The organism is Halovibrio variabilis (assembly GCF_007991175.1).
Lineage (GTDB): Bacteria > Pseudomonadota > Gammaproteobacteria > Pseudomonadales > Halomonadaceae > Vreelandella > Vreelandella variabilis.
This window is the reverse complement of the sequence record NZ_BJXV01000002.1, coordinates 115,371-138,589: the sequence shown is the minus strand read 5'-3', so window position 1 is coordinate 138,589 and position 23,219 is coordinate 115,371. Positions and strand designations below refer to the sequence as shown.

Genomic DNA, 23,219 nt, shown 5'->3' with positions numbered 1-23,219 from the left:
TAACGTCACAGCACGCCTATGGGGTAGGAGCCCAGCACGCGCAGATCCGCCGCCCGTAGCCGAACTTCTTCGAGCACGGCGGCAACACGCGGCTCATCGCGATGGCCCTTAAAATCAATGAAAAAGACGTAGTTCCACACCCCCGTTCGCGATGGCCGCGTTTCAAGGCGGGTCAAATCGATCTGGTGGCGGTGAAACGGTTCCAGCAACGCATGCAGCGTCCCCGGCTGGTTGCGCATGGCGACCACAATTGAGGTTTTGTCCTCTCCCGCCATAGGCACATCCTGATTGCCAATAATCAAAAACCGCGTGGAGTTATCCGGGCTGTCTTCAATTTTTTCGGCAATATGTTCAAGGCCATAAAGCTTAGCGGCCATATCGCCGGCAATCGCCGCGCTATGCCACTCGGTTTTGACTAACTTGGCCGCTTCAGCGTTAGAAGAAACCGGCACGCGCTCAGCATGGGGATAGTGCGCATCAAGCCATTTACGACACTGGGCGAAAGACTGCGGATGCGAATAGATACGCGAGACTTTATCGCGGCGGGTGTTTTCGCTAACCAGCAAATGATGGTGAATACGCAGCACTACTTCGCCACAGATTTTGATTGAGGAGTCCATAAAGGTATCCAGGGTGTGATTGACCACCCCTTCGGTGGAATTTTCCACCGGCACTACGCCATAGTGAACGGCGCCTGCCTCCACTTCACGGAACACCTCATCGATTGCCGCCATGGGCAGGCTCACCGCACTTTCGCCAAAGTGTTTAAGCGCCGCCTGCTGAGTAAAGGTGCCTTCAGGGCCTAAATAAGCCACTTTAACCGGCTGCTCAAGCGCCAAACACGCCGACATGATTTCGCGGAACAAGCGCGCCATCTCTTCTGAATCAAGCGGTCCTTTGTTCAACGCCATGATGCGTCGCAGCACCTGCGCCTCGCGCTCGGGGCGATAGAACACCGCGTCATTATCTTCGGCCAGCTTAACCCGGGCTACCTGCTGGGCGCAGCTGGCGCGCTCGCTGATCAGATTGAGAATATCGCTATCAAGCTGATCGATACGCTGACGCAACTCATCAAGATTGATCGACGTGTCGGACATAGTGGTTAGCCCCTTGTTTGTTCAAAATCGGCCATAAATGCAATTAATGCATCTACTGCAGACTCGGGCACCGCGTTATACAGGCTGGCACGCATACCGCCTACGCTGCGGTGGCCTTTTAAATTCAGCAGCCCCGCCGCATCGGCCTGTTGCAAGAAGGCTTTATCCAGCGCCGCATCGGCGAGTACAAACGGCACGTTCATGCGCGAGCGATTGGCTTTAGCAATAGGATTACTATAAAACTCGCTGGCATCAATGGCCGCGTAGAGCTTTTCGGCTTTGCGCTGATTGATGGCATCCATCGCTTCCAGCCCGCCGATATCGTTTTTCAGCCACTGAAAGACTAGCCCGGCTAAATACCAGGCATAGGTAGGCGGCGTATTGACCATCGACCCGGCTTCCGCCAGCAGCTGATAATCAAACAGCGAAGGAATATCCGCTTGCGCCTTACCCAATAGGTCGTCACGCACCACCACCAGGGTTAACCCGGCGGGGCCAATATTTTTCTGCGCCCCGGCGTAGATCACGCCAAATTGACTAACATCGGTCGGCCCGGAGAGGATATTTGACGACATATCACAGACCAGCGGCACGCTTGCGCCGTCGGCACGCTGAACCTGGGGCGTGTAGTCAAACTCTAGACCGCCAATGGTCTCGTTTGAGGTGTAGTGCAAATAAGCAGCGTCGGCGCTTACCTGCAGGGCGTCGCGCGCCGGCACCGCCGTATGGCCATTGGGCTCACTACTGGCAGCCAAATGATAGCTAAAGCCGAGCCGCTTAGCCTCGGCGATCGCCTTCTTGCCCCAGATACCGGTCTGAATAAAGTTGCCGCTACCGCCTTGGCCCAGCAGGTTCATCGGCAGCATGGCAAACTGCAAGCTGGCCCCACCCTGCAAAAACAGCACTTTGTAGTTATCTGGCACGCCCAGTAGCTGACGAAAATCCGCCTCGGCGTGCTCGGCAATAGCGACAAACTCGTCGCTACGATGGCTCATTTCCATTACCGAAAGACCACGGCCGTGATAGTCCAGTAGCTCTTCGCGGGCGCGTTCAAGTACGGCTACCGGCAGGGCCGCTGGCCCTGCGCAGAAATTATAGTGACGTGTCATCAGTCCCTATGTCCTGTGCGTTATCGGATGATTCGCTCGGCTCGGATTCTTCAAGACTGCTTAAATCTTCTTCGGGTTCATCCACACGAACCGTCTTGACCAGCTTCTCTTCTTTGCCGAGGCGAATTAGCATCACACCCTGAGTATTACGCGACGTCGTGGAGACTTCTTCCACACGGGTACGCACCAGCGTGCCGCGGTCGGTGATCAGCATCATTTCATCACTGTCATACACCTGCATCGCCGCCACTAGCGAACCGTTACGCTCACTGGTCTGCATGGCGATAACACCCTGGCCACCGCGGCCACGCAGCGGAAACTCTTCCAGGCGCGTGCGCTTGCCATAACCGTTCTCGCTGGCGGTCATGATGTAGATTTGACCATCAGACGTTTCGGCGACAACGTTTTCCTGGCTGCCATCCTGGGCGTCAGTCTCGGCATCCGCCTCGGCGTCGATCTGCTGACTTTTGGGTATAATCAGACTGATGACTTCCGCATCGCCCGCCAGACGCATACCGCGAACGCCGCGAGCAGTACGCCCCATGGCGCGAGCATTGCCCTCTTCAAAGCGAATCGCCTTACCGTTAGATGACAGCAGCATGGCGTGGTCATTACCCGTGGTAATCGCCGCGCCTACTAAGCGGTCGCCCTCTTCCAGGTCAATGGCAATCAAACCGACGCTGCGCGGCCGCGAGAACTGCTCAAGGCTAGTCCGCTTGACGGTGCCTTTGGCCGTAGCAAAGAAAATATAGTTATCGGGGTTGTAGTCGCGCACCGGCAAGATGGCGTTAACCGCTTCATCTTCTTCCAACGGCAGCATGTTCACCAGCGGCTTACCCCGCGAGCCACGGCTGGCGTTGGGCATTTCGTAGACTTTCAGCCAATACACTTTGCCGCGGTTGGAGAACAGCAGCACGGTGTCGTGGGTGGAGGCTACCAATAGGTGCTCAATGACATCTTCGTCTTTCATTGCCGTTGCGGACTTACCGCGACCGCCACGACGCTGCGCCTGATAATCTGACAGCGGCTGCGTCTTGGCATAACCGGAGCGTGACACGGTGACTACCATGTCCTCTTCGGCGATCAAGTCCTCCATGGAAAGATCCAGGTGGCTGGCCTGAATCTCAGTACGGCGGTCGTCGCCAAACTGATCACGCACGGCATGCAGTTCTTCGCGAATGACTTCCATCAAGCGGTCAGGTGATGCCAGAATCTCGGTCAACTCGGCAATTTTCTCAAGAATAGACAGATACTCATCGAGCAGTTTCTCTGTCTCAAGCCCGGTCAAACGGTGCAGGCGCAATTCGAGAATCGCCTGTGCCTGGGCAGGCGATAATCGATAAGACGTCGCCGCCGTGTTTAAACCAAAGCCTTCTTCCAGCTCTTCTGGTTTGCAAGATGTTGCGCCGGCCCGTTCCAGCATGGCGGTTACTTGGCCGGGCTGCCACGTCTTGGCGAGCAGCTTTTCACGCGCTTCCGCCGCATTGGGCGAGGCTTTTATCAGCTCAATCACTTGGTCGATATTGGAGATAGCAACGGCCAAGCCTTCCAACAGATGCCCACGCTCACGGGCTTTTTTCAGCTCATACAACGTACGCCGGGTCACCACTTCGCGGCGGTGGCGAATAAAGGCTTCCAGCATCTCTTTAAGATTAAGCGTGCGCGGCTGGCCATTTTCCAGCGCCACCATATTAATCCCGAACACGTTTTGCAGCTGTGTCTGGGCAAACAGGTTATTGACCACCACCTCGCCGGACTCACCGCGCTTGATTTCAATCACCACGCGCAGGCCATCTTTATCCGACTCATCGCGCAGCTCGGCGATGCCTTCGATCTTCTTCTCTTTGACCAGCTCGGCAATCTTCTCGATCAACCGCGCCTTGTTCACCTGATAGGGCAGCTCGGTGATGATGATGTGGTCGCGACCGGTTTTGTCGTGGTGCTCAATGGTGTGGCAGGCGCGCACATAAATACGCCCACGCCCGGTGCGGTACGCTGACAAAATGCCCGCACGACCATTGATGATCGCGCCGGTGGGAAAGTCAGGCCCGGGGATGTACTCCATCAAGTCATCCACCGACAGCGTGTAGTCGTCGATTAACGCCAAACAGCCGTCGATGACTTCGCGCATGTTATGTGGCGGGATATTGGTCGCCATGCCGACCGCGATACCCGACGAGCCGTTAATCAGCAGGTTGGGGACTTTGGTGGGCAGTACGGCGGGTATCCGCTCGGTGCCGTCGTAGTTATCCACCCAATCGACGGTGTCTTTCTCAAGATCGGCGAGCAGCTCGTGGGCGAGGCGCGACATGCGCACCTCGGTATAACGCATGGCCGCCGCGTTGTCCCCATCGATAGAACCGAAGTTACCCTGGCCGTCGACCAGCACATGGCGCATCGAGAAGTGCTGCGCCATGCGTACAATAGTGTCGTATACCGCGCTATCGCCGTGCGGATGGTATTTACCGATGACATCGCCGACGACACGCGCCGACTTCTTGTACGGTTTATTCCAGTCATTATTCAGTTCATGCATGGCAAACAGCACACGCCGGTGAACCGGTTTTAAGCCGTCCCGCACATCAGGAAGCGCACGGCCGATAATGACGCTCATCGCATAGTCGAGATACGACTGTTTGAGCTCGTCTTCAATATTGACGGGCAAGATTTCTCTGGCGATGTCACCCATGAAAGTCAGATCCTTTGCACTGCATTGGCACTGCGAGAGTTGAAAGCGCTTAAAAACACCGCCCTAATAGCAGCATAGGGCGGCGCGCAAATACACCACCATCATACCACTGCAAAAGCGGCAAGGGCAGCCAGGCAGCTCAGCAAAGCCTTTTAGGCAGCAAATGCCTCTTTCGCCACGGTTAACGCAGTGAGCGTCTCGCGCACCTCATCCTCTATGGCGGTGGCTTTATTGGCACGCATATCCAGCAGTACAAAGGTTAAATCCGCCTGGGCGATTAGCTTGCCGTCCTTGCGCACAATCCGGTGATGGCATATCGCACTGCGGTCACCGACTTCGACAATCCCCGTCATAATCTCCAGGTCATCGCCCTGGCGTGCCGCGGCGAGGTAATCAATGTTTAAATTGACCACCACAAACGCGCGACCAGCCTCGTGAAGCTCTTTAATCAGCGCCGGGTGTTGATCAAAAAAATCCCAGCGCCCTTCTTCCATGAACTCCAGATAGCGGGCGTTATTGACATGCCCGTAGCCATCCAGGTGATAGCCGCGAACGCGCAACGGAACCCGCGATAATGATGTGGTCATAGTAACTCCTCTGTGTTGATGGCTAACGGCTCAATCAAACACAAGTTTGAAACACGTGCAACAGCCCGATTGGCACCGGTACGCTGGTAGGAATGCCCCTCTTTCGCCATAATGTGCCACCTTTTGAATAGGATTGGCCTCATGTGGTTTAAGCACTTGCATTTATATCGCCTGCACGACGCGCCCGAATTACCCAGCGATGCCCTTGAGAGCGCCTTACAGGAGCATGTCGCTAAACCACTCGGCAATGCCGATGCGCGCCGCCTAGGCTGGACAGCGCCGGCCGGGCGTTTGGGCAACGGACAGCTGGTGCACGAAATCCAAGCGCACCGCCTGCTTTCAGCGCTGCGCCAGGAACGCCTGCTGCCAGCGTCTGTTGTCAAAGAAGAAGTCGACGAGCAGGTGGCCGATATAGAGGCTAGCGAAGGTCGCAAAGTCACGCGTAAAGAGAAAACCGCGCTAAAAGAGCAGATCACCGAAGAATTACTCCCCCGTGCTTTTGTACGCAGCCAGAAAATCGATCTGTGGTGGGACACACGCAGCCAGCTAATCGGCATCAACGCCAGCTCGCGCACCCGCGCCGAAGACATTCTGGATTTGCTGCGCGAGACCCTGGGCAGCTTAAAGGTTACCCCGCTGAGCTCACAAACGCTGCCTATCCGCGCCATGACGACCTGGCTGGGCGACGCGGCCAGCCGCCCTGCCGACCTGCAACTTGGCGATCAGGTGGAGCTCAAAGCCAAGGGCGACGATGGCGTACTACGCGCCCGGCAGGTTGATTTAGACAGCGATGAAATTCAGCAGCTGCTTGAGAGCGGCCGTCAAGCCAGTAAACTGGCGATCAGCCTGGAAGGCCGCTTAAGCTTTGTACTGCACGACGACTTGGCGCTGAAAGCGTTGCGCTTTGGCGATGCTTTGATTGAAGAAGCCGACCACGCTGATGACGGTGACGATGCCCTCGCGCGCCTGGAAACGGACTTTATCTTAATGGCGCAAGCGCTATCCGCCGACATTCCGCGCTTGATAGAATGGCTCGGTGGCGAAACGCAGCGGGAACCCGCGGCGCAGTAAGGGCTCTATGTTAGGCTAATCTAAACAGCCTTTTCGTCTTGATGCGCTTAATCGATACTGATTATTTATATCCCAACGGTTTATCATCCAACGGTTCGCATGACTGATCAAAATAACGCTACCACCGTCTCTAATACGACCGACCCTTGGGCCAATATCCGGCCCTTTATGGATCACGAAGTGGCTGATGTGCTTGCCAGGCTTTCACGCGACAACGAGCTGCTGGATGCGCTAACCCGCTTTCGGCTGCCCCGCTTGGCTCGCTGGGCTCCTTCGCTGGCTCGCCTGTTAGCCAGCCGTGCCGTGCGCCGTGAAGTCAAAGATGTGTCAACGGTTTACGACTTTCAAATGCGTATTGCCCATTATATGGAGCGCATGATTCGTACTACCACCGACGCCTTTGAAGTCACCGGCCTCGATAAACTCGACCCGGCGGGCGCTTACCTGTTTATCGGCAACCACCGCGATATCTCGCTGGATCCCGCCTTCGTTAACTATGCACTTTATAAGGCGAACCGGGGCACAGTGCGCATCGCCATCGGTGACAACCTGCTGAAAAAGCCCTATGTCACCGATCTAATGCGGTTGAATAAAAGCTTTATCGTGCCACGCAGTGCACGCGGCAAACGCGCCATGCTCGCCGCTTTCCAGCAGCTTTCTGCGTATATACGCCACAGCATCACCGAAGACCAGCATTCTATCTGGATGGCGCAGCGCGAAGGACGGGCCAAAAACGGCATTGATCATACCGAGCCCGCCATTATTAAAATGCTGACCATGGCCAGACGTAACGCCGAGCGTGACATGGTGTTTGGCGAGGCGATTGCCGAGCTAAAACTCGTGCCGGTATCGATTAGCTACGAGTATGATCCCTGCGACGTGCAAAAAGCCCAAGAGCTATACGATATCGACACCCAAGGCAGCTACGCCAAAAGTGAGTTTGAAGATATCAGCTCCATTGTGGCGGGCATTACCGGCTCTAAAGGCCGCGTGCGGCTGCATTTTGGCTCGCCGGTCGGCGCTGACATGGAAACACCCGATGAAGTGGCGGCTGAAATTGACCGTCAAGTGATCGGTGGTTATCGCCTTTTCCCCAGCCACTATTTAGCCTTGGAAGCCTTGGGTGAAGCGCCTGAACTGGTAGCCCGTAAAGTCATTACGCGACAAGACAGGGAACGCTTTAACGCTCGTTTGGCCACTGTTCCAGAGCCTTTACGCCCCTATTGGCTTGCTCAGTACGCTAACCCTGTTAAGCATAAAGCGGGACGGCTAACCTTATAATGCCAGCCATGCCTGCTGGGCAAAAAAATGCTATGGTCAATGCATTGATCGATCTTGCTTGGCGCTGTCGTCAATCGCGATCCTGAGGAGACTCCCATGTCCGGTTCAGAAATTCAGAAAACGCGCATCATTAACGAACTGCGCGACTTTATTCGGAAGCTTTTACAAGACCCTAAAATCCTCGACCAATCCCTGTCGATTGCTCGCGAACAGTTGGTGGAAGGCAATAGCCCAGCGGTCATGGCGCGTATCGCTAACGAAATCTCTGACACCACCAGTGTGCATATACCGGAAGACCCGGCCGAGCATTCTGAAGCCGATAGGCTCTTTTTAGAGCTACTGCGCGAAGTGGTTCAAGAAGAGCAGGCGCTGTATTAATCTCAACGGCGTTTAGCATCGTTATCGCTAAAAATGTCATCGGCGAAGCCGCTAGCCGCTTCGCTCTCTTTTGTTATTGCCTCAACGGCTCCTTATTCACTCGGAACTCTTTTTCACCATGTCGACTACCGCCACGCGCAACATATTGGTGACGAGCGCGCTCCCTTACGCCAATGGAGCCATTCATCTCGGTCACTTATTGGAGTATATCCAGACGGATATCTGGGTACGTTTTCAGAAAAGTCGTGGTCAACAGTGCTATTACGTGTGCGCCGATGATGCGCATGGCACCGCGATTATGCTACGTGCCGAACAGGAAGGTATTACCTCAGAAGCGCTGATTGAGCGGGTTTCCAACGACCACCAAACGGACTTTGCCCGTTTCGGCGTCGGCTTCGACAACTATCATTCGACCCACTCCGTTGAAAACCGCCAGCTCAGCGAAATGATTTATACCCGCTTGCGGGACAAAGGCCATATCGCCACCCGCGATATTGAGCAGATGTTTGATCCGCAAAAAGGCTTATTCCTGGCCGATCGTTTTATTAAAGGCACTTGCCCCAAGTGCGGCGCCGATGACCAGTACGGCGATAACTGCGAAAAGTGTGGCGCTACTTACACGCCCGCCGACCTGATCAACCCCGTTTCAGCCATTTCAGGCGCCACGCCCGAAGTACGCACCTCGACCCACTACTTCTTCAAACTGCCCGATTTTGCCGACTTTTTGCAGCGCTGGATAGACGACGGCCACGTGCAGCCGCAAATTCGCAATAAGCTGATGGAGTGGTTTGAATCGGGTTTTAACGAGTGGGATATTTCGCGCGATGCGCCCTACTTTGGCTTTGAAATTCCCGACGCACCGGGCAAGTACTTCTATGTCTGGCTGGACGCCCCGATTGGTTACCTCGCCAGTTTTAAAAATCTCTGCGAGCGCGACGGCATCGACTTCGACAGCTACTGGAACAAAGACTCGGATGCCGAGGTATATCACTTTATCGGCAAAGATATCGTCTACTTCCATGCGCTGTTCTGGCCCGCCATGCTGCACGGTGCCGACCTGCGCACACCGACGGCCGTCAACTGCCACGGCTTTTTGACCGTAGACGGCGCCAAGATGTCGAAATCCCGCGGCACCTTTATTAAAGCCGCCACTTACGCCGACTACCTCAACCCCGAATACCTGCGTTATTACTTTGCCGCCAAGCTCACTTCCAAAGTCGACGATTTGGATTTGAACCTGGACGATTTTGCCGCGCGGGTTAATTCCGATCTAGTGGGTAAAGTGGTCAACATTGCCAGCCGCTGCGCTGGGTTTGTGAAAAAAATCGGTGGGGGGACACTCTCTTCACAATGCGCTGAACCGCAGATGGTCGCGCGCTTTATTGCCGCGGGCGACGACATCGCCGATGACTTTGAAGCGCGCGAATTTAGCCGCGCAATGCGCAAAATCATGGAGCTGGCGGACGAAGCCAATACCTATATTGCCGACAAAGAACCCTGGGCACTGGCCAAGCAAGAAGGGCGCGATACTGAAGTCCTGGCAATATGTTCGCTAGGCATTAACCTATTTCGCCAGTTAATGGTCTATCTTGCCCCGGTAATTCCCGCCATGGCAGAGCAGGCGCGGGCGTTTCTTAACATTGAGTCGCTTGACTGGCATAGTCGTCAAGAGGTGTTGACGAACCATACGATCAATAAGTTCAAGCCGTTAATGACCCGCGTTGAACGCGATAAAATCGACGCCATGGTTGATGCATCGAAGGAAGATCTCGTGGAAGAGCAAAAACTCAAAGAGGCGCCCAAAGGCCCGCTGACAGAGGACCCTATCGCGGATGAGATCGACTTTGCCGCCTTTGCCAAAGTCGACCTGCGCATCGCGCGCATTGCCAAGGCCAACTATGTCGAAGGCGCCGATAAGCTATTGCAGTTAACCCTCGACCTGGGGGGCGAAACCCGCAACGTTTTCTCCGGCATTCGCTCGGCCTACGCGCCCGAAGCGCTAGAGGGCCGCTTGACGGTCATGGTCGCCAACCTGGCGCCACGTAAAATGCGCTTTGGGGTATCGGAAGGCATGGTATTGGCCTCAGCCAACGAAGACGGCATCTACCTGCTCTCGCCTGATACGGGCGCCGAACCGGGCCAACGGGTTACCTAATTAACGCTATCTATGTCTCGGGCAGCGTCGCAACGGCTCTGCCCTCACGTCGGCCACTTTTCAGGTCTAGGTCACGCGGCACATCGCCTCTGGCTAAAACCTCAATTTCTTCGCACAATACGCCGCTATGAGCGAGCTATTTATCATTTTGATCAGCACCGCGCTGGTTAACAATTTCGTGTTGGTCCAATTTCTGGGTCTGTGCCCCTTTATGGGCGTCTCCAATAAACTGGAGTCGGCCATGGGCATGTCCCTGGCAACGACCTTTGTGCTGACCCTGGCGTCGGCGGCGAGCTTCGTGGTCTACCACGGGCTGCTGGTGCCGCTGGATGTAACCTACCTGCGCACCATCAGCTTTATTGTGGTGATTGCAGCGGTCGTGCAGTTTACCGAAGTCATGGTGCGCCAGCTCAGTCCGCTGCTGCATCAGGTACTAGGCATCTTCCTGCCGCTGATTACCACTAACTGCGCAGTGTTAGGTGTCGCCTTGCTGTCGCTAAACCGCGAGCTGAGCTTTTTTCACACTACGGTGTATGGATTGGGCGCAGCGCTAGGCTTCTCGCTGATTTTGGTACTCTTCGCGGCGATGCGTGAACGGCTAGCTAGTGCGGACATTCCCAAACCTTTCCAGGGCGCCGCCATTGCGATGGTCACGGCCAGCCTAATGTCGCTGGCGTTTCTGGGCTTTTCCGGCTTGGTACAAGGGTGAAAGGTACAAGGGTTAAAAAGGCAGTCGGCAATGAGTGACAGTATGCAGCTATGGAGCATTCTCAGCGCTATCGGCGTATTAACCGGTTTAGGCCTTGGTTTTGGGGCCTTGCTGGGCGTGGTCAGCGAGCGTTTCAAGCGCGAAGACAATCCGTTGGTTGAGCAAATTGACGCCCTGCTACCCCAGACACAGTGCGGCCAATGTGGCTACCCAGGCTGCCGCCCTTACGCCGAGGCGATTAACCAGGGCGATGCGCTGAATAAATGCCCACCGGGTGGCGAGGCAACCATCCACGCCCTGGCCGATCTTTTAGGCCGCGAGCCTGAACCGCTTGATGGCGACGCCCCCAGCGAAGCAAAAGTGGCATTTATTCGCGAAGCGGAGTGCATCGGCTGTACCAAATGCATTCAGGCCTGCCCCGTGGATGCGATCATTGGCGCCGCCAAACAAATGCACACGGTGATTGAAGACGAATGCACCGGTTGCGATCTGTGCCTTGACCCCTGCCCGGTGGACTGTATCGATATGCTGCCGCGCTCTTCGCCGCTCACCCAGTGGCAACCGGTCATAACGCCTTCGCCGGATTTAATTGCCAGCGACCAACAAGGCACGCCTGGAGGTGTTCATGCCCAGCGCGTTTGATTTTCCCGGTGGCGTTCATCCCCCTGAGCGTAAGCAACGCTCCAACCAGGTGGCACTGATTGACGCAGCGCTGCCCAGCCGAGTGACACTGCCCTTGCAGCAGCACAGCGGCCAGCCCGCCACGCCCTGCGTCAGTCAAGGTGACGGGGTAAAAGTAGGCAGCGTGATTGCCAAACGCGAAGGCATGATCTCCAGCAACGTGCACGCCAGCATTAGCGGCGTAGTCGCCGAGGTAAGCGCTACCCACATCAGTATTGACGGCGATGGGCGAGATGAATGGTTCCGACTGCCACCGTTGGCGTGGCAACAAGCCGAACCCCAGGCGCTGCTAGCGCGTTTAAACGAGAGCGGCATTGTCGGCTTAGGTGGCGCTGGCTTTCCCACCCATATCAAAGCGCGGGTGGTGGAACAGCATGCGATTCATACACTGGTGATTAACGCCGCCGAGTGCGAGCCCTATATCACCGCCGATGACCTGACGCTGCGGCATTATTCTAATGAGGTGCTTGAAGGCGCACAGATCATCGCCAGGCTATGCGGCGCAGCGCAGATCATTATAGGTATCGAAGATAACAAGCCCGACGCCATAGCAGCGCTCAAGCAAGCACTTTCAAACGGCCAGCCAATCGCCGTTGAGCTGACAGTGATACCCACCCGCTACCCCAGCGGCGGCGAGCATCAACTGATTAAAAAACTACTCGACCTCAATGTGCCCAGCGGCGGCCTCCCCGCAGATGTCGGCGTGCTTTGCCATAACCCAGGCACGCTACTGGCGGTTCTGCACGCCGTGCGCGATGGGCAGCCACTGGTTTCCAGAGTGGTCACCTTGACGGGCGAGGCGATTGCCCAGCCCGGCAATCGCTGGGTGCGCCTGGGAACATCGGTTAAAGAGCTGCTCGAGCAGGCGGGGCTTAATCACCCTGGCCTAAACCCAGCAGCCTTGAATCAAGTGATTCAGGGCGGACCCATGATGGGGTCGCCACTGCGAACCCTTGATACCCCGGTGACGAAGCTCACCAACTGTTTAATCGCGGCAACGATTGCAGAACTGCCACCGGGCCCGCCAGAATCGCCCTGCATCCGCTGCGGTGAGTGCGAAAGCGTTTGCCCCGTGGCGCTGCTGCCACAGCAGCTACACTGGTACGCCCGCGCCCAAGACGATGCCCAACTAGAGCGCTATCATCTGTCTGACTGCATTGAGTGTGGCGCCTGCAGCTACGTCTGCCCCAGCCATATTGCGCTGGTGGATGATTATCGCGACGCCAAACACCGGCTGCGGCAGCAACACATTGAGACAACCAAAGCCGAGCACGCCAAACACCGCTTTGAATTTCGCCAAGCGCGAATCGCCCGAGAAGAAGCCGAGAAGCAGGCGCGCAAGGAAGCACGCCAAGCCCAAAGCCGCCGAACGCCTTCCAGCTCGGCGTCAGCCAGCAGCGGAGAAACGGACCTGCGCGGCCTGCGAATTGCCCATGCGGCTGCCAAAGCGTCGGTCAGAAAAGCCGAAAAAAACCTAGCTCGGGTCGCCCAACAGGACCCGAAACAGCCTCTCGATGATTTAGAAACCCAGCTTGCAACCGCCAAGGAAAATCTAAACGCCGCCGAGCTACAGCTGACGCAGGCACAGCAGCAATCGCCGCCTAACCCTGCGCCCAGCAAGGAATCACCATGAGCATGATGCACGCCTCACAGGTGAACGATGCCAAACCGACCGGCGCTAACGTGCCACCCACCGCTAGCTTAATGCGCTGGGTGATCATCGCCACCCTCCCCGGCATTGCCACCATGAGCTATTTCTTTGGTTTAGGCGTGCTCAGCAACGTGGTGCTGGCAGCCGCCTTTGGCCTGGCCTTTGAAGCGGCAGTGTTGCGCCTTCGGCGGCGGCCGTTACACACGACCCTAAACGATTCCAGCGCGCTGGTGACCGGCGTACTGCTGGGTGTATCGCTGCCCCCGGCTAGCCCCTGGTGGCTGATCGGCGTGGGCATGATCGCGGCGATTGTGGTCGCCAAGCAGCTGTATGGGGGGTTGGGCCAGAACCCCTTCAACCCCGCCATGGTGGGCTACGCGCTGCTGCTGGTGTCGTTTCCCACTTATATGACGCTTTGGGCGCCGCCCCAGGGTCTGCTGCCCAGCGGCCTGTGGGCACAGATTGCTGGCACGCTGCCAACCGCTCAATTAGACAGTTTAAGCGGCGCCACACCGCTCGATGCCTTTAAACACAAAGGCGAGGCTGTAATGGCCAGCGAGTTCTGGGCAATGAATCCGTTGCCCGATGGCACCCTAAGCGCCTGGCGGTGGGTGGCGCTGGCATGGTTAGCGGGGGGCTTGCTGTTAGTGTTTAAACGCATTATCAGCTGGCATATTCCCGTTGCCATGCTGGGCAGTATGCTGCTACTGGCCACGCTGTTTTATCTCAGCGACCCCAGCCACTTTGCCTCACCGCTGTTTCACCTGCTCACTGGCGCTGCGCTGTTTGGCGCCTTCTTCATCGCCACCGACCCAGTGTCGGCTGCCAGCAGCCGACGCGGTAAATTAATTTATGGGGCGGGCATTGGCGCACTGGTAATCATTATTCGCAGCGTTGGTGGCTACCCGGACGCCGTGGCGTTTGCGGTATTATTGATGAATCTAGGCGTACCGCTGTTGGATATGTACAGCGTGCCACGCCCCACTGGTCAGCCAAAGACACCGCCAGGAGAGCAGCCATGACGCTCTTTCAGGCCATGCGGCGCGGCGCGCTTGCGTTGGGCACCTTTGCGCTGGTGACGGCGGGCAGCGTGGCGCTAACCCGCGCACTCACCGCCGAGCGCATAGCAACCCATCAGCTGGCTTACCAACACCGCCAGCTACAGCAAGTGCTGCCCGAAACGCTGGCCAATACGCCGGTTAGCCACGTACTGGATAGCACCTTTGTGCTGCCCAACCCACAGGCGCTAGGATTGGAAAGCGGTCGCCAAGGCTGGTGGGTGAGTGATCAGGACAGTAACAAGAGCAGCGCCGTGATTCTGCCGGTGGTGACACGCGAGGGCTATAACGGCGAAATCCGGCTGCTCATCGGCATTGACCAGCAGCAGCGCATCAGCGGCGTGCGGGTTACCCAGCACCAGGAAACCCCTGGCCTGGGTGATGACATCGAACGCCGCCGCAGCGACTGGATTACCCGTTTTAATGGCCTAGCGCTTGAGAGCCTGCCGCCGGGAGGCTGGGCAGTGGCTAAAGACGGTGGCCATTTTGACGCTTTTACCGGCGCGACGATTACCCCTCGCGCCGTGGTTAATGCCGTCCATAAAGCGCTGCAATACGCCGCCGAAGCGCCGCTACCGATTACCTTTGAGGAGTCCGACACATGAGCCTCAGTAAAACTAGCCAATGGCGCCAGCTAGCGCGCGAGGGGCTATGGTCGAATAATCCTGCGCTGGTTCAGTTGCTGGGGCTCTGCCCGCTGTTGGCGGTTAGCGTCAGCGTGGTCAATGCAATGGGCTTGGCGATTGCTACGCTGCTGGTGATGGTGGGTGCCAGCACGACTATCTCACTCATCCGTCACCAAGTGCCCAGCGCCGTGCGCCTGCCCGCTTTTGTCATGGTGATTGCCGCTTTTGTCACCTGCGCCGAGCTACTCATGGCGGCCTACGCCTACCCGCTCTACCAGGTGTTGGGTATTTTTATTCCGCTGATTGTCACCAATTGCGCCATCTTGGGCCGCGCCGACGCTTTTGCCTCGCGCCAGCCAGTGCTGCCCGCGGCTATCGACGGTTTGATGATGGGGCTAGGCTTTGGCGTCGTGTTGATTCTACTCGGCGCCCTGCGCGAACTATTGGGGCAAGGCACGCTGTTTAGCGATATGGCGCTGCTGTTCGGCCCAATGGCAGCTAATTGGCAGCTAACGCTCGCCGATGACTACCAGTTCCTGTTTTTTGTGCTGCCACCGGGGGCGTTTTTTGTCGCTGGCATGCTGATCGCCCTTAAAAACGCTATCGATCAACGCCGTGCGGACCGCGCCCAACCGGTAGCGTCGGCGCCTCGCGCTGAGCGCCGCGTGCGCGTCACCGGTACGATTAAATAAACGCCATGTTAAGCGAATGCATGCGTCAACCATCGCTCGCCTCAATCGTTTGTATTCATCGTTTGTATCCATCGCTTGTATCCATAAAGAGACCAGCCATGAATGCCCAAAAGCGTCATGAAATTTTTGCTCGCCTTCAGGCTGAGAACCCACACCCCACCACAGAGCTTAACTGGAACACCCCGTTTGAGCTGCTGGCCGCCGTACTCCTCTCTGCTCAAGCGACCGACGTGGGCGTCAATAAAGCCACCGCACGGCTCTACCCGGTTGCCAATACTCCCCAGGCGATTATTGACCTAGGTATTAATGAACTTAAAAACCACATCAAAACCATTGGCTTATACAACACCAAAGCCGAAAATCTGATGAAAACCTGCCATATCCTGGTTAACCAACACGGCGGCGAAGTGCCGGATACACGCCAGGCATTAGAAGCCTTGCCCGGCGTGGGTCGCAAAACCGCCAACGTGATTCTCAACACGGCGTTTGGTCAGCCCACCATGGCGGTGGATACGCATATTTTCCGGGTCGCCAACCGCACCGGTATCGCCAAAGGTAAAGACGTGGTGGAAGTAGAGCAAAAGCTACTGCGCCATGTGCCGAAAGCGTTTCTCAAAGACGCTCACCACTGGCTGATCCTGCACGGTCGCTACACCTGCATTGCCCGTAAACCGCGCTGTGGTAGCTGTATTATTGAAGATTTGTGCGACTACAAAGACAAAACCGAGATTGCTTAACAGCCAACCGACGCTCAAGCCATCAGCAACTGGCGGTAAGCCTCACGCCAGGCGGGCCACTCCCACACCGTGGTATCAAGGCGTTCAGGGCGACTAGTGGGGTCGGTTAGCCAGGCGTTGAGCCGCGCATAAAGCCCTTCCCGCGTGCCGTCATAGCGATAGGCGGGCGGATAGAGCGCGGGAAAGCAGAGCCGATCCGGCACCAGCGGCAGTGCCCCACGCTGCGCTGCCTCCATAATCGCCAAACCCTGAAACTCATGCCACGTCGTTGAAACCACAATGCCCGCGCTATCCAGCAGCTCGCGATAAATCGCCTCTGGCTGCGGCCCCCAGGCGACTATATGCTTGGCTAAGCGCTGCTCAGCCTCGGCAAAAATAGCGGGCGCCTGTCGAAAACGCTGGCCCAGCACCGCCAGCTCGAACGCCACCCCAGCATCGCTTAGGGCAAAAAGCACGGTGAAAAAATCGTCGGGGTTTTTGTCATACTCCCAGCGGTGGTTCCAGACAATCTGCACAGGGTGCGTTTTAGGAGGGGATGTTTGCCTTACCGGTATGGGCACCGGCACTATTTGGGCCCGCGCTCGCAGCGCTTCCAGTGGCTTCGCGGCGGGCAGGTTTTCCGGCATTTTTTTCAGAAAGGCCCGCGCGCCATCGATAAAGGAGTCGCGGTTATAAGCGCTGTTAAACACCAGGCTATCCGCCGCCAGCGCGGTGTACAGATTGACCATCTGCGCCTCTACTTGCGGCATCTGGTCGTCCGATTCAGGATAGGCAAACTGGTTTTCATGAAAATAGACAATCTTTTTAGCCTGGCCGAGATGCGGAAATAGCCCGACCAACGTTGCCAAGTCCACCATTGAGGTAGCTAACACCACATCGAATGTCTGGCTCAGCGTCGCGTGCTCTTTGAGCATCCAGCTCAACGGATTGCCGCGAATGCGCCAGCGAAAGTGGCGCGGTGGCAAACTGAGCAGCGTCCACGCGACGTCATCCAACTGCGCCATTAAGCTCTGTGCCCAGTAACGGTGACTCACCGCCTCGTAAGCGGATAGTAGTAATACGCGCATTGACAGCCCTAAAGGTGAACCAGTAAACGGCCATGGCAAGTGACGCCACGGTAAAAAAGCGCATAGTGTATCAAACCAGGCCTGATGCCTTGCTTATGGCTCACACCACGCCAGCATTCGGCCAAGGTCGTCTTGGCTGAACGGTTCGATCTATCTAGACTGCAGCCATGCAGCGTTAAAACAAATAAAATCAGGAGAGTTCCATGGCCAGAGTGCTTGTGGTCGATGACGAACCTAACATCGTCCTATCGATTGAATTTTTGATGGAACAAGCAGGCTTCGAGGTCGTTACCGCCGACGATGGTGAACAGGCACTCGCCATGGTGAACGACAGCCAGCCCGATTTACTGCTACTCGATATCAGCCTACCGGGGATAAGCGGTTTTGATGTATTAGAACGGCTGCGTGGCGAAGAAGCCACCGCGCACCTACCGATTATTATGCTGACCGCCCACGGCCGCGACGTCGAGCGTGAAAAAGGCCTGGCCCTAGGCGCCGATGACTACATCACCAAACCCTTTTCCACCCAGGCATTGGTGGAAAAAGTCCAGGCCCTGCTGAGCGAGGAACAGCCATGACCCAAAGAGGGCTGCCCAAACGCCAGCGCCTGATTGGCCTCTGGCTGCTGCTTAGCGGCATCAGCCTGCTGGGCGGGGCTATTTTTGCCGCCTGGCTGGATGCCCAGTTCGCCCCCACGGGGGTAACGCGTATTGCGCTATGGCTCGGCAGTTTTTCAGGCGGCGCGACGATTTTTCTGGTGGGCTTGCTACTTGAGCGCATGCTATTTACCCCGCTGCGCCATCTTCAAGTGCAGTTGGCGCGTTTAGTCGCCAACCCCGATGCCCGTGACGAACACCCACCGGAAGGCTGGCTGAAAGGGCTGGGGCCAGACCTGTGCCGCGTACGCGACAGTTGGCGAACCGACCGCAGCTTGCTTGCCACAGCGCACGCGGAAGGCGCCCGCAGCGCTGCACGTATTCGCCAGGAACTGGAAACGCTGCTGCAAGTACTCGAAACGCCGCTGCTGCTTTGTGACCATCACCGTCGATTGATGCTGTTTAATCAGGCGGCCGAAGACTTTTTTGACGGCAATAACGGGCTCGGTCTAGGCAAACGCCTGGAAGCCCTACTACCGGTTGCCAGCCTGCAGCAAGTGCTTGACCAACTGCCCGACGACGGCTCCCCCAGAGAACTACTGGCCCCTTGCGATGACCGCTGGCTAAAGATCATTCTGCGCCGTGTGCCGGGCAGCGACCGAGAAACATTACTGACTTTTAGCGATGCAACCGCCTCCTGGTCGAGCGAAATGGGCGTAAGAGCCGAGCTTGCCGATATGCTCACACCGCTGCGCCAACATACCGCGAGCCTGACCAGCGCCGCCGATGCGCTCATTCAGCTGCGTAACCAAAACGATGCCAGCACGTCGTCGTTGCGCCAGCGTTTTGAACGGGTTATTCAAGAAGAATGCACGACGCTGGGCGACAACGTGGCCAAGATCGGCCAACTCCTGGACGACCTGCAGCATCAGGGCGAGCGTTTAACGCCGATGTGGTCAAACGACTTTTGGCAGGCGTTGGATGAACGCCTTGACCCCGCGCACCGCCTAATCACACCGGTGGGCATGCCTGCCTGGTTTAAAGGCGACGCCCCGGCGCTGATCGCACTGTTTGATTCATTGGTGAAACATCTCAGCGCCCATCTTCCCGACAGCGGCTTTGAGGGTGAGCTGTGCCTGGGCAATAAACGCGTCTATCTCGACCTTATTTGGCGCGGTAAAGCGATACCCGAGCATGAACTGGCCGAGTGGCGCCAGCAGCCGCTGACGTCTCTACCGCTCAACCCGAGCGTCGCGGACGTGCTCCGTCAACACGCCAGCGATATTTGGAGCCTGGCCGACGACGATAGCGTGCATGCCCGCCTGCGCCTGCCACTGCCCGCCATAGAGCGTGTGGGCGCCCCGCGGGAAACCGCACCGCCGCGCCCTGAATTCCACGACTTTGGCATTGCCGACCTCCCGCCGCCAGACGAAGCGCTTGCCAGCCGCGCCTTACGCAGCCTGGAGGTGGTGGCGTTTGATACCGAAACGACCGGGCTTGAGCTACGTCGGGGCGACACCGTCATCAGCCTCGGGGCTTGCCGCGTGGTCAACGCCCGCCTCTTGGCCAGTGAAGTTTTCGACCAAAAAGTCGATCCACAGCGGCCCATTCCACCCGCTAGCACCGCCATCCATGGGCTGACCGATGCCGATGTGGCCGGCGCACCGCCGCTGGATATCGTGCTCACCCGCTTTCGCGACTACGTAGGCGATGCCGTCTTGCTGGCCCATAACGCCGCCTTCGATCTACTCGCCATTAGCCACAAGGGTGTCGCCTTTGATATACCGGTTATCGATACGCTGCTGCTTTCGCGGGCGCTGGATGAAGCCCTGGACGGCCATGACCTGGACAGCCTCGCCCAGCGATACGATCTGGCGTTTCCGCCCGGCACTCGTCACACTGCGTTAGGCGATGCCCGCGTGACTGCTGAACTCTGGCTAGCGCTGCTACCACGCCTTGAAGCCCGCGGCGTCGATACACTTGAGCAGTTGCTAGCGCTACAAGCCAATGCCTTTGACCGACAGGATGCCAGTGCCGTATGAAATCCTCAGGCGCAAAATCACCCCAAGCCGAACGCCTGATGGCCCTGGTCGCCATCGCTTTCCTGCTGTTCTGCCCGCCGCTGATTATTGTGGTTGACCGCCTGCCCTCGTTTAATATCGGCTGGCTGCCGCTGTATTTATTTTGCGCATGGGCAACCGTGATTGGTTTAGCGGCTTGGCTAATGGAACGCCGCGCGGGGCGCTGACCATGCGCACAGAAGCTATTATCCTCGGCACCGCCTTTGGCTACTTGGCGCTGCTCTTTGTGGTCGCCGCCTGGGGCGACCGGCGAGCCGAGCAAGGTCGCTCACTGATTGGCTCGCCCACGGTATACGCGCTGTCGATTGCCGTGTACTGCACCGCCTGGACCTTTTACGGCAGCGTGGGCCGGGCCGCCGAGCATGGCCCCAGTTTTTTACTGATCTATTTAGGGCCTACCCTGGCGATGCTGCTGGCCCCCTTTGTCATCCGCAAAATGGTGCGTATCGCCACACGGCAGCGGATCACTTCCATCGCCGACTTTATCAGCGCCCGTTACGGCAAAAGCACGGGCTTAGGCGCGCTGGTTGCCCTGATGGCACTGATTAGCATCACCCCCTATATCGCCCTGCAATTGAAGGCGATCACCGTCAGCCACGCGGTGCTGATCAACTACCCGCAAGCCGCCGACACCACCTTGGTGGATGAACACTTCTGGATGGATAAATCGCTCTGGGTCGCCTTGGTATTGGCGGTGTTTATTATCCTGTTTGGTACTCGCCACCTGGACGCCAGCGAACGCCACGAAGGCATGGTGGCGGCCATTGCCCTTGAGTCGCTGGTGAAACTGGTGGCGTTTATGGCCGTCGGCGTGTTCGTGGTATTTGTGATGTTTGAAGGCCCAGCGGCACTATTTGCCCAGGTCGCGGCCACGCCTGAGCTGGTGGATAGTATGCGTTTAGACACCGTGCCGGGCGGCGCCACCGGCTGGGTGGGCATGCTAGTGCTGGCCTTTCTGGCCTTTTTAACGCTTCCCCGCCAATTCCAGGTATTGGTCGTCGAAAATGTTGATGAGCAGCATTTAACCCGGGCAAGCTGGCTATTCCCACTGTATATGCTGTTGATTAACCTGTTTGTGATTCCGATTGCCCTGGCGGGTTTGCTATTGGGGGGCAGCGCAGGCGACCCGGACAGCTTTGTGCTCACCCTGCCGCTTTCAGCCGGGCTTGAAGGGCTACCACTGTTGGTTTTTATTGGTGGCCTTTCGGCTGCCACCGGCATGGTGATTGTCGAGACCATTGCGCTTTCCACCATGGTTAGCAACCAGCTCGTGATGCCACTGCTGATACGCTCACGGCGGCTGCACCTAAGCACCCAAGGCGAGCTTGCCGGTTGGTTGCTGGGCATTCGCCGCGTCGCTATCGTGCTGATTCTGCTGCTTGGCTACCTCTACCATGCGCTGATTGGAGACTCCTATAGCCTAGTCACTATTGGGCTAGTCTCCTTTGCCGGGGCGGCACAGTTTGCTCCTGCGCTACTCATTGGCCTTTACTGGCGTGGCGCCACCCGTCAAGGCGCTACTGTCGGCTTAATCGCCGGTTTCTTGTTGTGGGGCTATACACTATTGCTACCCGGCTTTGCTCAGTCGGGCTGGTTAGCCCCTTCTTTACTTGCTGAGGGCCCGTGGGGCATCGCCTGGTTAAAGCCCTACGCCCTGTTTGGGCTCGAAAACTGGGACATATACAGTCATTCATTACTGTGGAGCATGCTGGCTAACGTGGGCCTACTGGTGGGCATTTCGCTGTTTACCCGGCAAACGCCGCTTGAGCAAACGCAAGCGGCGCTGTTCACCGAAGCAATGCACCCCAACCTGCAAACAACGTCGCTATGGCGCGGGCAAACCACCCAGGGGGCCGTCAATGAACTGCTGGTTCGCTACTTAGGCCGGCAAGCCACCCAACGCGTCTTTACCCAGAGCAGAGACGAGGGCGCTTTTGCAAGCGATGAACCCGCCACCGCTGAGCTGATCACCCGCGCCGAACAGGCACTGGCGGGGTCGTTGGGCAGCGCCTCGGCGCGAGTACTGATCAATTCGGTGGTGCGCGGTGAGTCGTTAGATATTGAGTCGATCCTGAGCATTCTGGATACTACCTCGCAAACCCTCGAATACAACCGCCGTTTGGAGCAGAAGTCCCAGCAGCTTGCGCAAATCGGCGAAGAGTTGCGCGGCGCCAACGAGCGGCTGCGTGAGCTGGACCGGTTAAAAGATGAGTTTGTGGCCATGGTCAGCCACGAACTTCGCACGCCACTGACCTCTATTCGCGCCTTTGCTGAAATCTTGCGCGATAGCGGCCAATTACCCGAGCAGAAGCGTCAGCATTTTCTGGGCGTCATCGTGCATGAAAGCCAGCGGCTCTCGCGCTTAATTGAAGAAATACTCGACCTCGCGCGCCTGGAAAGCGGCCGTTTAACGCTCAACCCTGTCCCCCTGGATCTTGCCGCCCTCGCCCGGCATAGCATTGATGCTATTGCCCGCCTGCATGAAGAGCGCGGTATTGCGCTAGACGTTAGCTTAGAAGCTGACCCGGCGATGGTGATTGGCGACCATGACCGTTTAGAACAGGTCATTATTAATCTGCTTGATAACGCGGGTAAGTTTGCCGACCGTGAGCAGCCAAAAGTGCGCCTAACGCTTTATCAACACCGCCGTCATTTCCGCCTAAGCGTGGAGGATAACGGCGCGGGTATTAGCGAAGACGAGCGCGAGCGGGTATTTGAAAAATTCCATCAAATAAAACAAGACGGCGACGTTCCCCAAGGCCGCCCCAAAGGCAGTGGCTTAGGCTTACCCATCAGCCGAGGCATTATCGCCCACCTGGGTGGGCGGCTCTGGGTAGAAGATGCCAAAACCCTGGGCGGCGCCTGCTTGACGCTTGAACTGCCGGCAGCGCCAAATAACTAGAATTGCCACTTCGCTGATGCACAACGCGGCAATACCGCGTAACCCTTCCCAT

General features: G+C 57.2%; 20 protein-coding genes. 15 read left to right on the top strand and 5 right to left on the bottom strand.

Translation table 11 applies throughout. From position 1 onward, the window contains the following. Window positions 1–5 precede the first annotated feature (5 nt). The 4 genes from pheA to HVA01_RS02555 form a co-directional block, all read right to left on the bottom strand. A complete protein-coding gene (pheA, locus tag HVA01_RS02570; protein ID WP_146872972.1) occupies window positions 6–1,097 on the bottom strand; it encodes a prephenate dehydratase in 1,092 nt (363 codons plus the stop codon). Between the two features lie 5 nt (window positions 1,098–1,102). Continuing rightward, the gene (gene serC, locus HVA01_RS02565) at window positions 1,103–2,206 is read right to left on the bottom strand and encodes a 3-phosphoserine/phosphohydroxythreonine transaminase (RefSeq protein WP_146872971.1); all 1,104 of its coding nucleotides are present in this window, start codon (window positions 2,204–2,206) and stop codon (window positions 1,103–1,105) included. After that, the gene (gyrA, locus tag HVA01_RS02560) at window positions 2,190–4,895 is read right to left on the bottom strand and encodes a DNA gyrase subunit A (RefSeq protein ID WP_146872970.1); all 2,706 of its coding nucleotides are present in this window, start codon (window positions 4,893–4,895) and stop codon (window positions 2,190–2,192) included. Before gyrA ends, serC begins: the two co-directional genes overlap by 17 nt. A gap of 152 nt (window positions 4,896–5,047) precedes the next feature. Next, window positions 5,048–5,482 carry an acyl-CoA thioesterase gene (locus HVA01_RS02555; protein WP_146872969.1) on the bottom strand — a complete coding sequence of 145 codons (435 nt, stop codon included), beginning with the start codon at window positions 5,480–5,482 and terminating at the stop codon, window positions 5,048–5,050. Between the two features lie 141 nt (window positions 5,483–5,623). On the opposite strand from HVA01_RS02555, the gene HVA01_RS02550 reads away from it, so the two are divergent. The 11 genes from HVA01_RS02550 (at window position 5,624) to nth (ending at window position 16,521) form a co-directional block, all read left to right on the top strand. Then, entirely contained in the window at window positions 5,624–6,553 is a 930-nt protein-coding gene (locus HVA01_RS02550; RefSeq protein WP_146872968.1) for a recombination-associated protein RdgC, read from the top strand. Window positions 6,554–6,652: 99 nt separating this feature from the next. Continuing rightward, window positions 6,653–7,834, top strand: coding sequence for a 1-acyl-sn-glycerol-3-phosphate acyltransferase (locus tag HVA01_RS02545; RefSeq protein ID WP_146872967.1), 1,182 nt, complete (start codon window positions 6,653–6,655; stop codon window positions 7,832–7,834). Between the two features lie 96 nt (window positions 7,835–7,930). After that, window positions 7,931–8,212 (top strand): hypothetical protein, encoded by a 282-nt coding sequence (locus HVA01_RS02540; RefSeq protein WP_146872966.1) that lies wholly within the window; start codon window positions 7,931–7,933, stop codon window positions 8,210–8,212. A 118-nt stretch (window positions 8,213–8,330) separates the two neighbouring features. Next, window positions 8,331–10,367 (top strand): methionine--tRNA ligase, encoded by a 2,037-nt coding sequence (metG, locus tag HVA01_RS02535; protein ID WP_146872965.1) that lies wholly within the window; start codon window positions 8,331–8,333, stop codon window positions 10,365–10,367. Window positions 10,368–10,494: 127 nt separating this feature from the next. Then, complete coding sequence (gene rsxA / locus HVA01_RS02530; protein WP_146872964.1) at window positions 10,495–11,076, top strand: electron transport complex subunit RsxA; 582 nt, start codon at window positions 10,495–10,497, stop codon at window positions 11,074–11,076. A 30-nt stretch (window positions 11,077–11,106) separates the two neighbouring features. Next, window positions 11,107–11,718, top strand: a complete 612-nt coding sequence (rsxB, locus tag HVA01_RS02525) for an electron transport complex subunit RsxB (protein ID WP_146872963.1) — start codon at window positions 11,107–11,109, stop codon at window positions 11,716–11,718. Further along, window positions 11,702–13,390: an electron transport complex subunit RsxC gene (gene rsxC, locus HVA01_RS02520; RefSeq protein ID WP_146872962.1), complete on the top strand. Its 1,689-nt coding sequence runs from the start codon at window positions 11,702–11,704 to the stop codon at window positions 13,388–13,390. Before rsxB ends, rsxC begins: the two co-directional genes overlap by 17 nt. Further along, the gene (locus HVA01_RS02515) at window positions 13,387–14,430 is read left to right on the top strand and encodes an RnfABCDGE type electron transport complex subunit D (protein WP_146872961.1); all 1,044 of its coding nucleotides are present in this window, start codon (window positions 13,387–13,389) and stop codon (window positions 14,428–14,430) included. The genes rsxC and HVA01_RS02515 overlap by 4 nt, the downstream gene beginning before the upstream one ends. Beyond that, a complete protein-coding gene (rsxG, locus tag HVA01_RS02510; protein ID WP_146872960.1) occupies window positions 14,427–15,071 on the top strand; it encodes an electron transport complex subunit RsxG in 645 nt (214 codons plus the stop codon). The genes HVA01_RS02515 and rsxG overlap by 4 nt, the downstream gene beginning before the upstream one ends. Then, a complete protein-coding gene (locus HVA01_RS02505) occupies window positions 15,068–15,784 on the top strand; it encodes an electron transport complex subunit E (RefSeq protein WP_146872959.1) in 717 nt (238 codons plus the stop codon). Before rsxG ends, HVA01_RS02505 begins: the two co-directional genes overlap by 4 nt. A gap of 98 nt (window positions 15,785–15,882) precedes the next feature. Continuing rightward, complete coding sequence (gene nth / locus HVA01_RS02500; protein ID WP_146872958.1) at window positions 15,883–16,521, top strand: endonuclease III; 639 nt, start codon at window positions 15,883–15,885, stop codon at window positions 16,519–16,521. A gap of 14 nt (window positions 16,522–16,535) precedes the next feature. Here nth and HVA01_RS02495 read toward each other — a convergent pair whose 3' ends face one another. Next, window positions 16,536–17,588, bottom strand: a complete 1,053-nt coding sequence (locus tag HVA01_RS02495; RefSeq protein WP_146872957.1) for a tRNA-queuosine alpha-mannosyltransferase domain-containing protein — start codon at window positions 17,586–17,588, stop codon at window positions 16,536–16,538. Window positions 17,589–17,791: 203 nt separating this feature from the next. On the opposite strand from HVA01_RS02495, the gene HVA01_RS02490 reads away from it, so the two are divergent. From HVA01_RS02490 to HVA01_RS02475, 4 genes are read left to right on the top strand one after another with little or no spacing between them, the layout of a single operon-like run. Further along, window positions 17,792–18,166 carry a response regulator transcription factor gene (locus HVA01_RS02490; protein WP_146872956.1) on the top strand — a complete coding sequence of 125 codons (375 nt, stop codon included), beginning with the start codon at window positions 17,792–17,794 and terminating at the stop codon, window positions 18,164–18,166. Beyond that, the gene (locus tag HVA01_RS02485; RefSeq protein WP_146872955.1) at window positions 18,163–20,226 is read left to right on the top strand and encodes a 3'-5' exonuclease; all 2,064 of its coding nucleotides are present in this window, start codon (window positions 18,163–18,165) and stop codon (window positions 20,224–20,226) included. The genes HVA01_RS02490 and HVA01_RS02485 overlap by 4 nt, the downstream gene beginning before the upstream one ends. Continuing rightward, a complete protein-coding gene (locus HVA01_RS02480) occupies window positions 20,223–20,432 on the top strand; it encodes a hypothetical protein (RefSeq protein ID WP_146872954.1) in 210 nt (69 codons plus the stop codon). The genes HVA01_RS02485 and HVA01_RS02480 overlap by 4 nt, the downstream gene beginning before the upstream one ends. 2 nt (window positions 20,433–20,434) lie before the next feature. Next, window positions 20,435–23,167, top strand: a complete 2,733-nt coding sequence (locus HVA01_RS02475; RefSeq protein ID WP_146872953.1) for a sensor histidine kinase — start codon at window positions 20,435–20,437, stop codon at window positions 23,165–23,167. Window positions 23,168–23,219 lie beyond the last annotated feature (52 nt).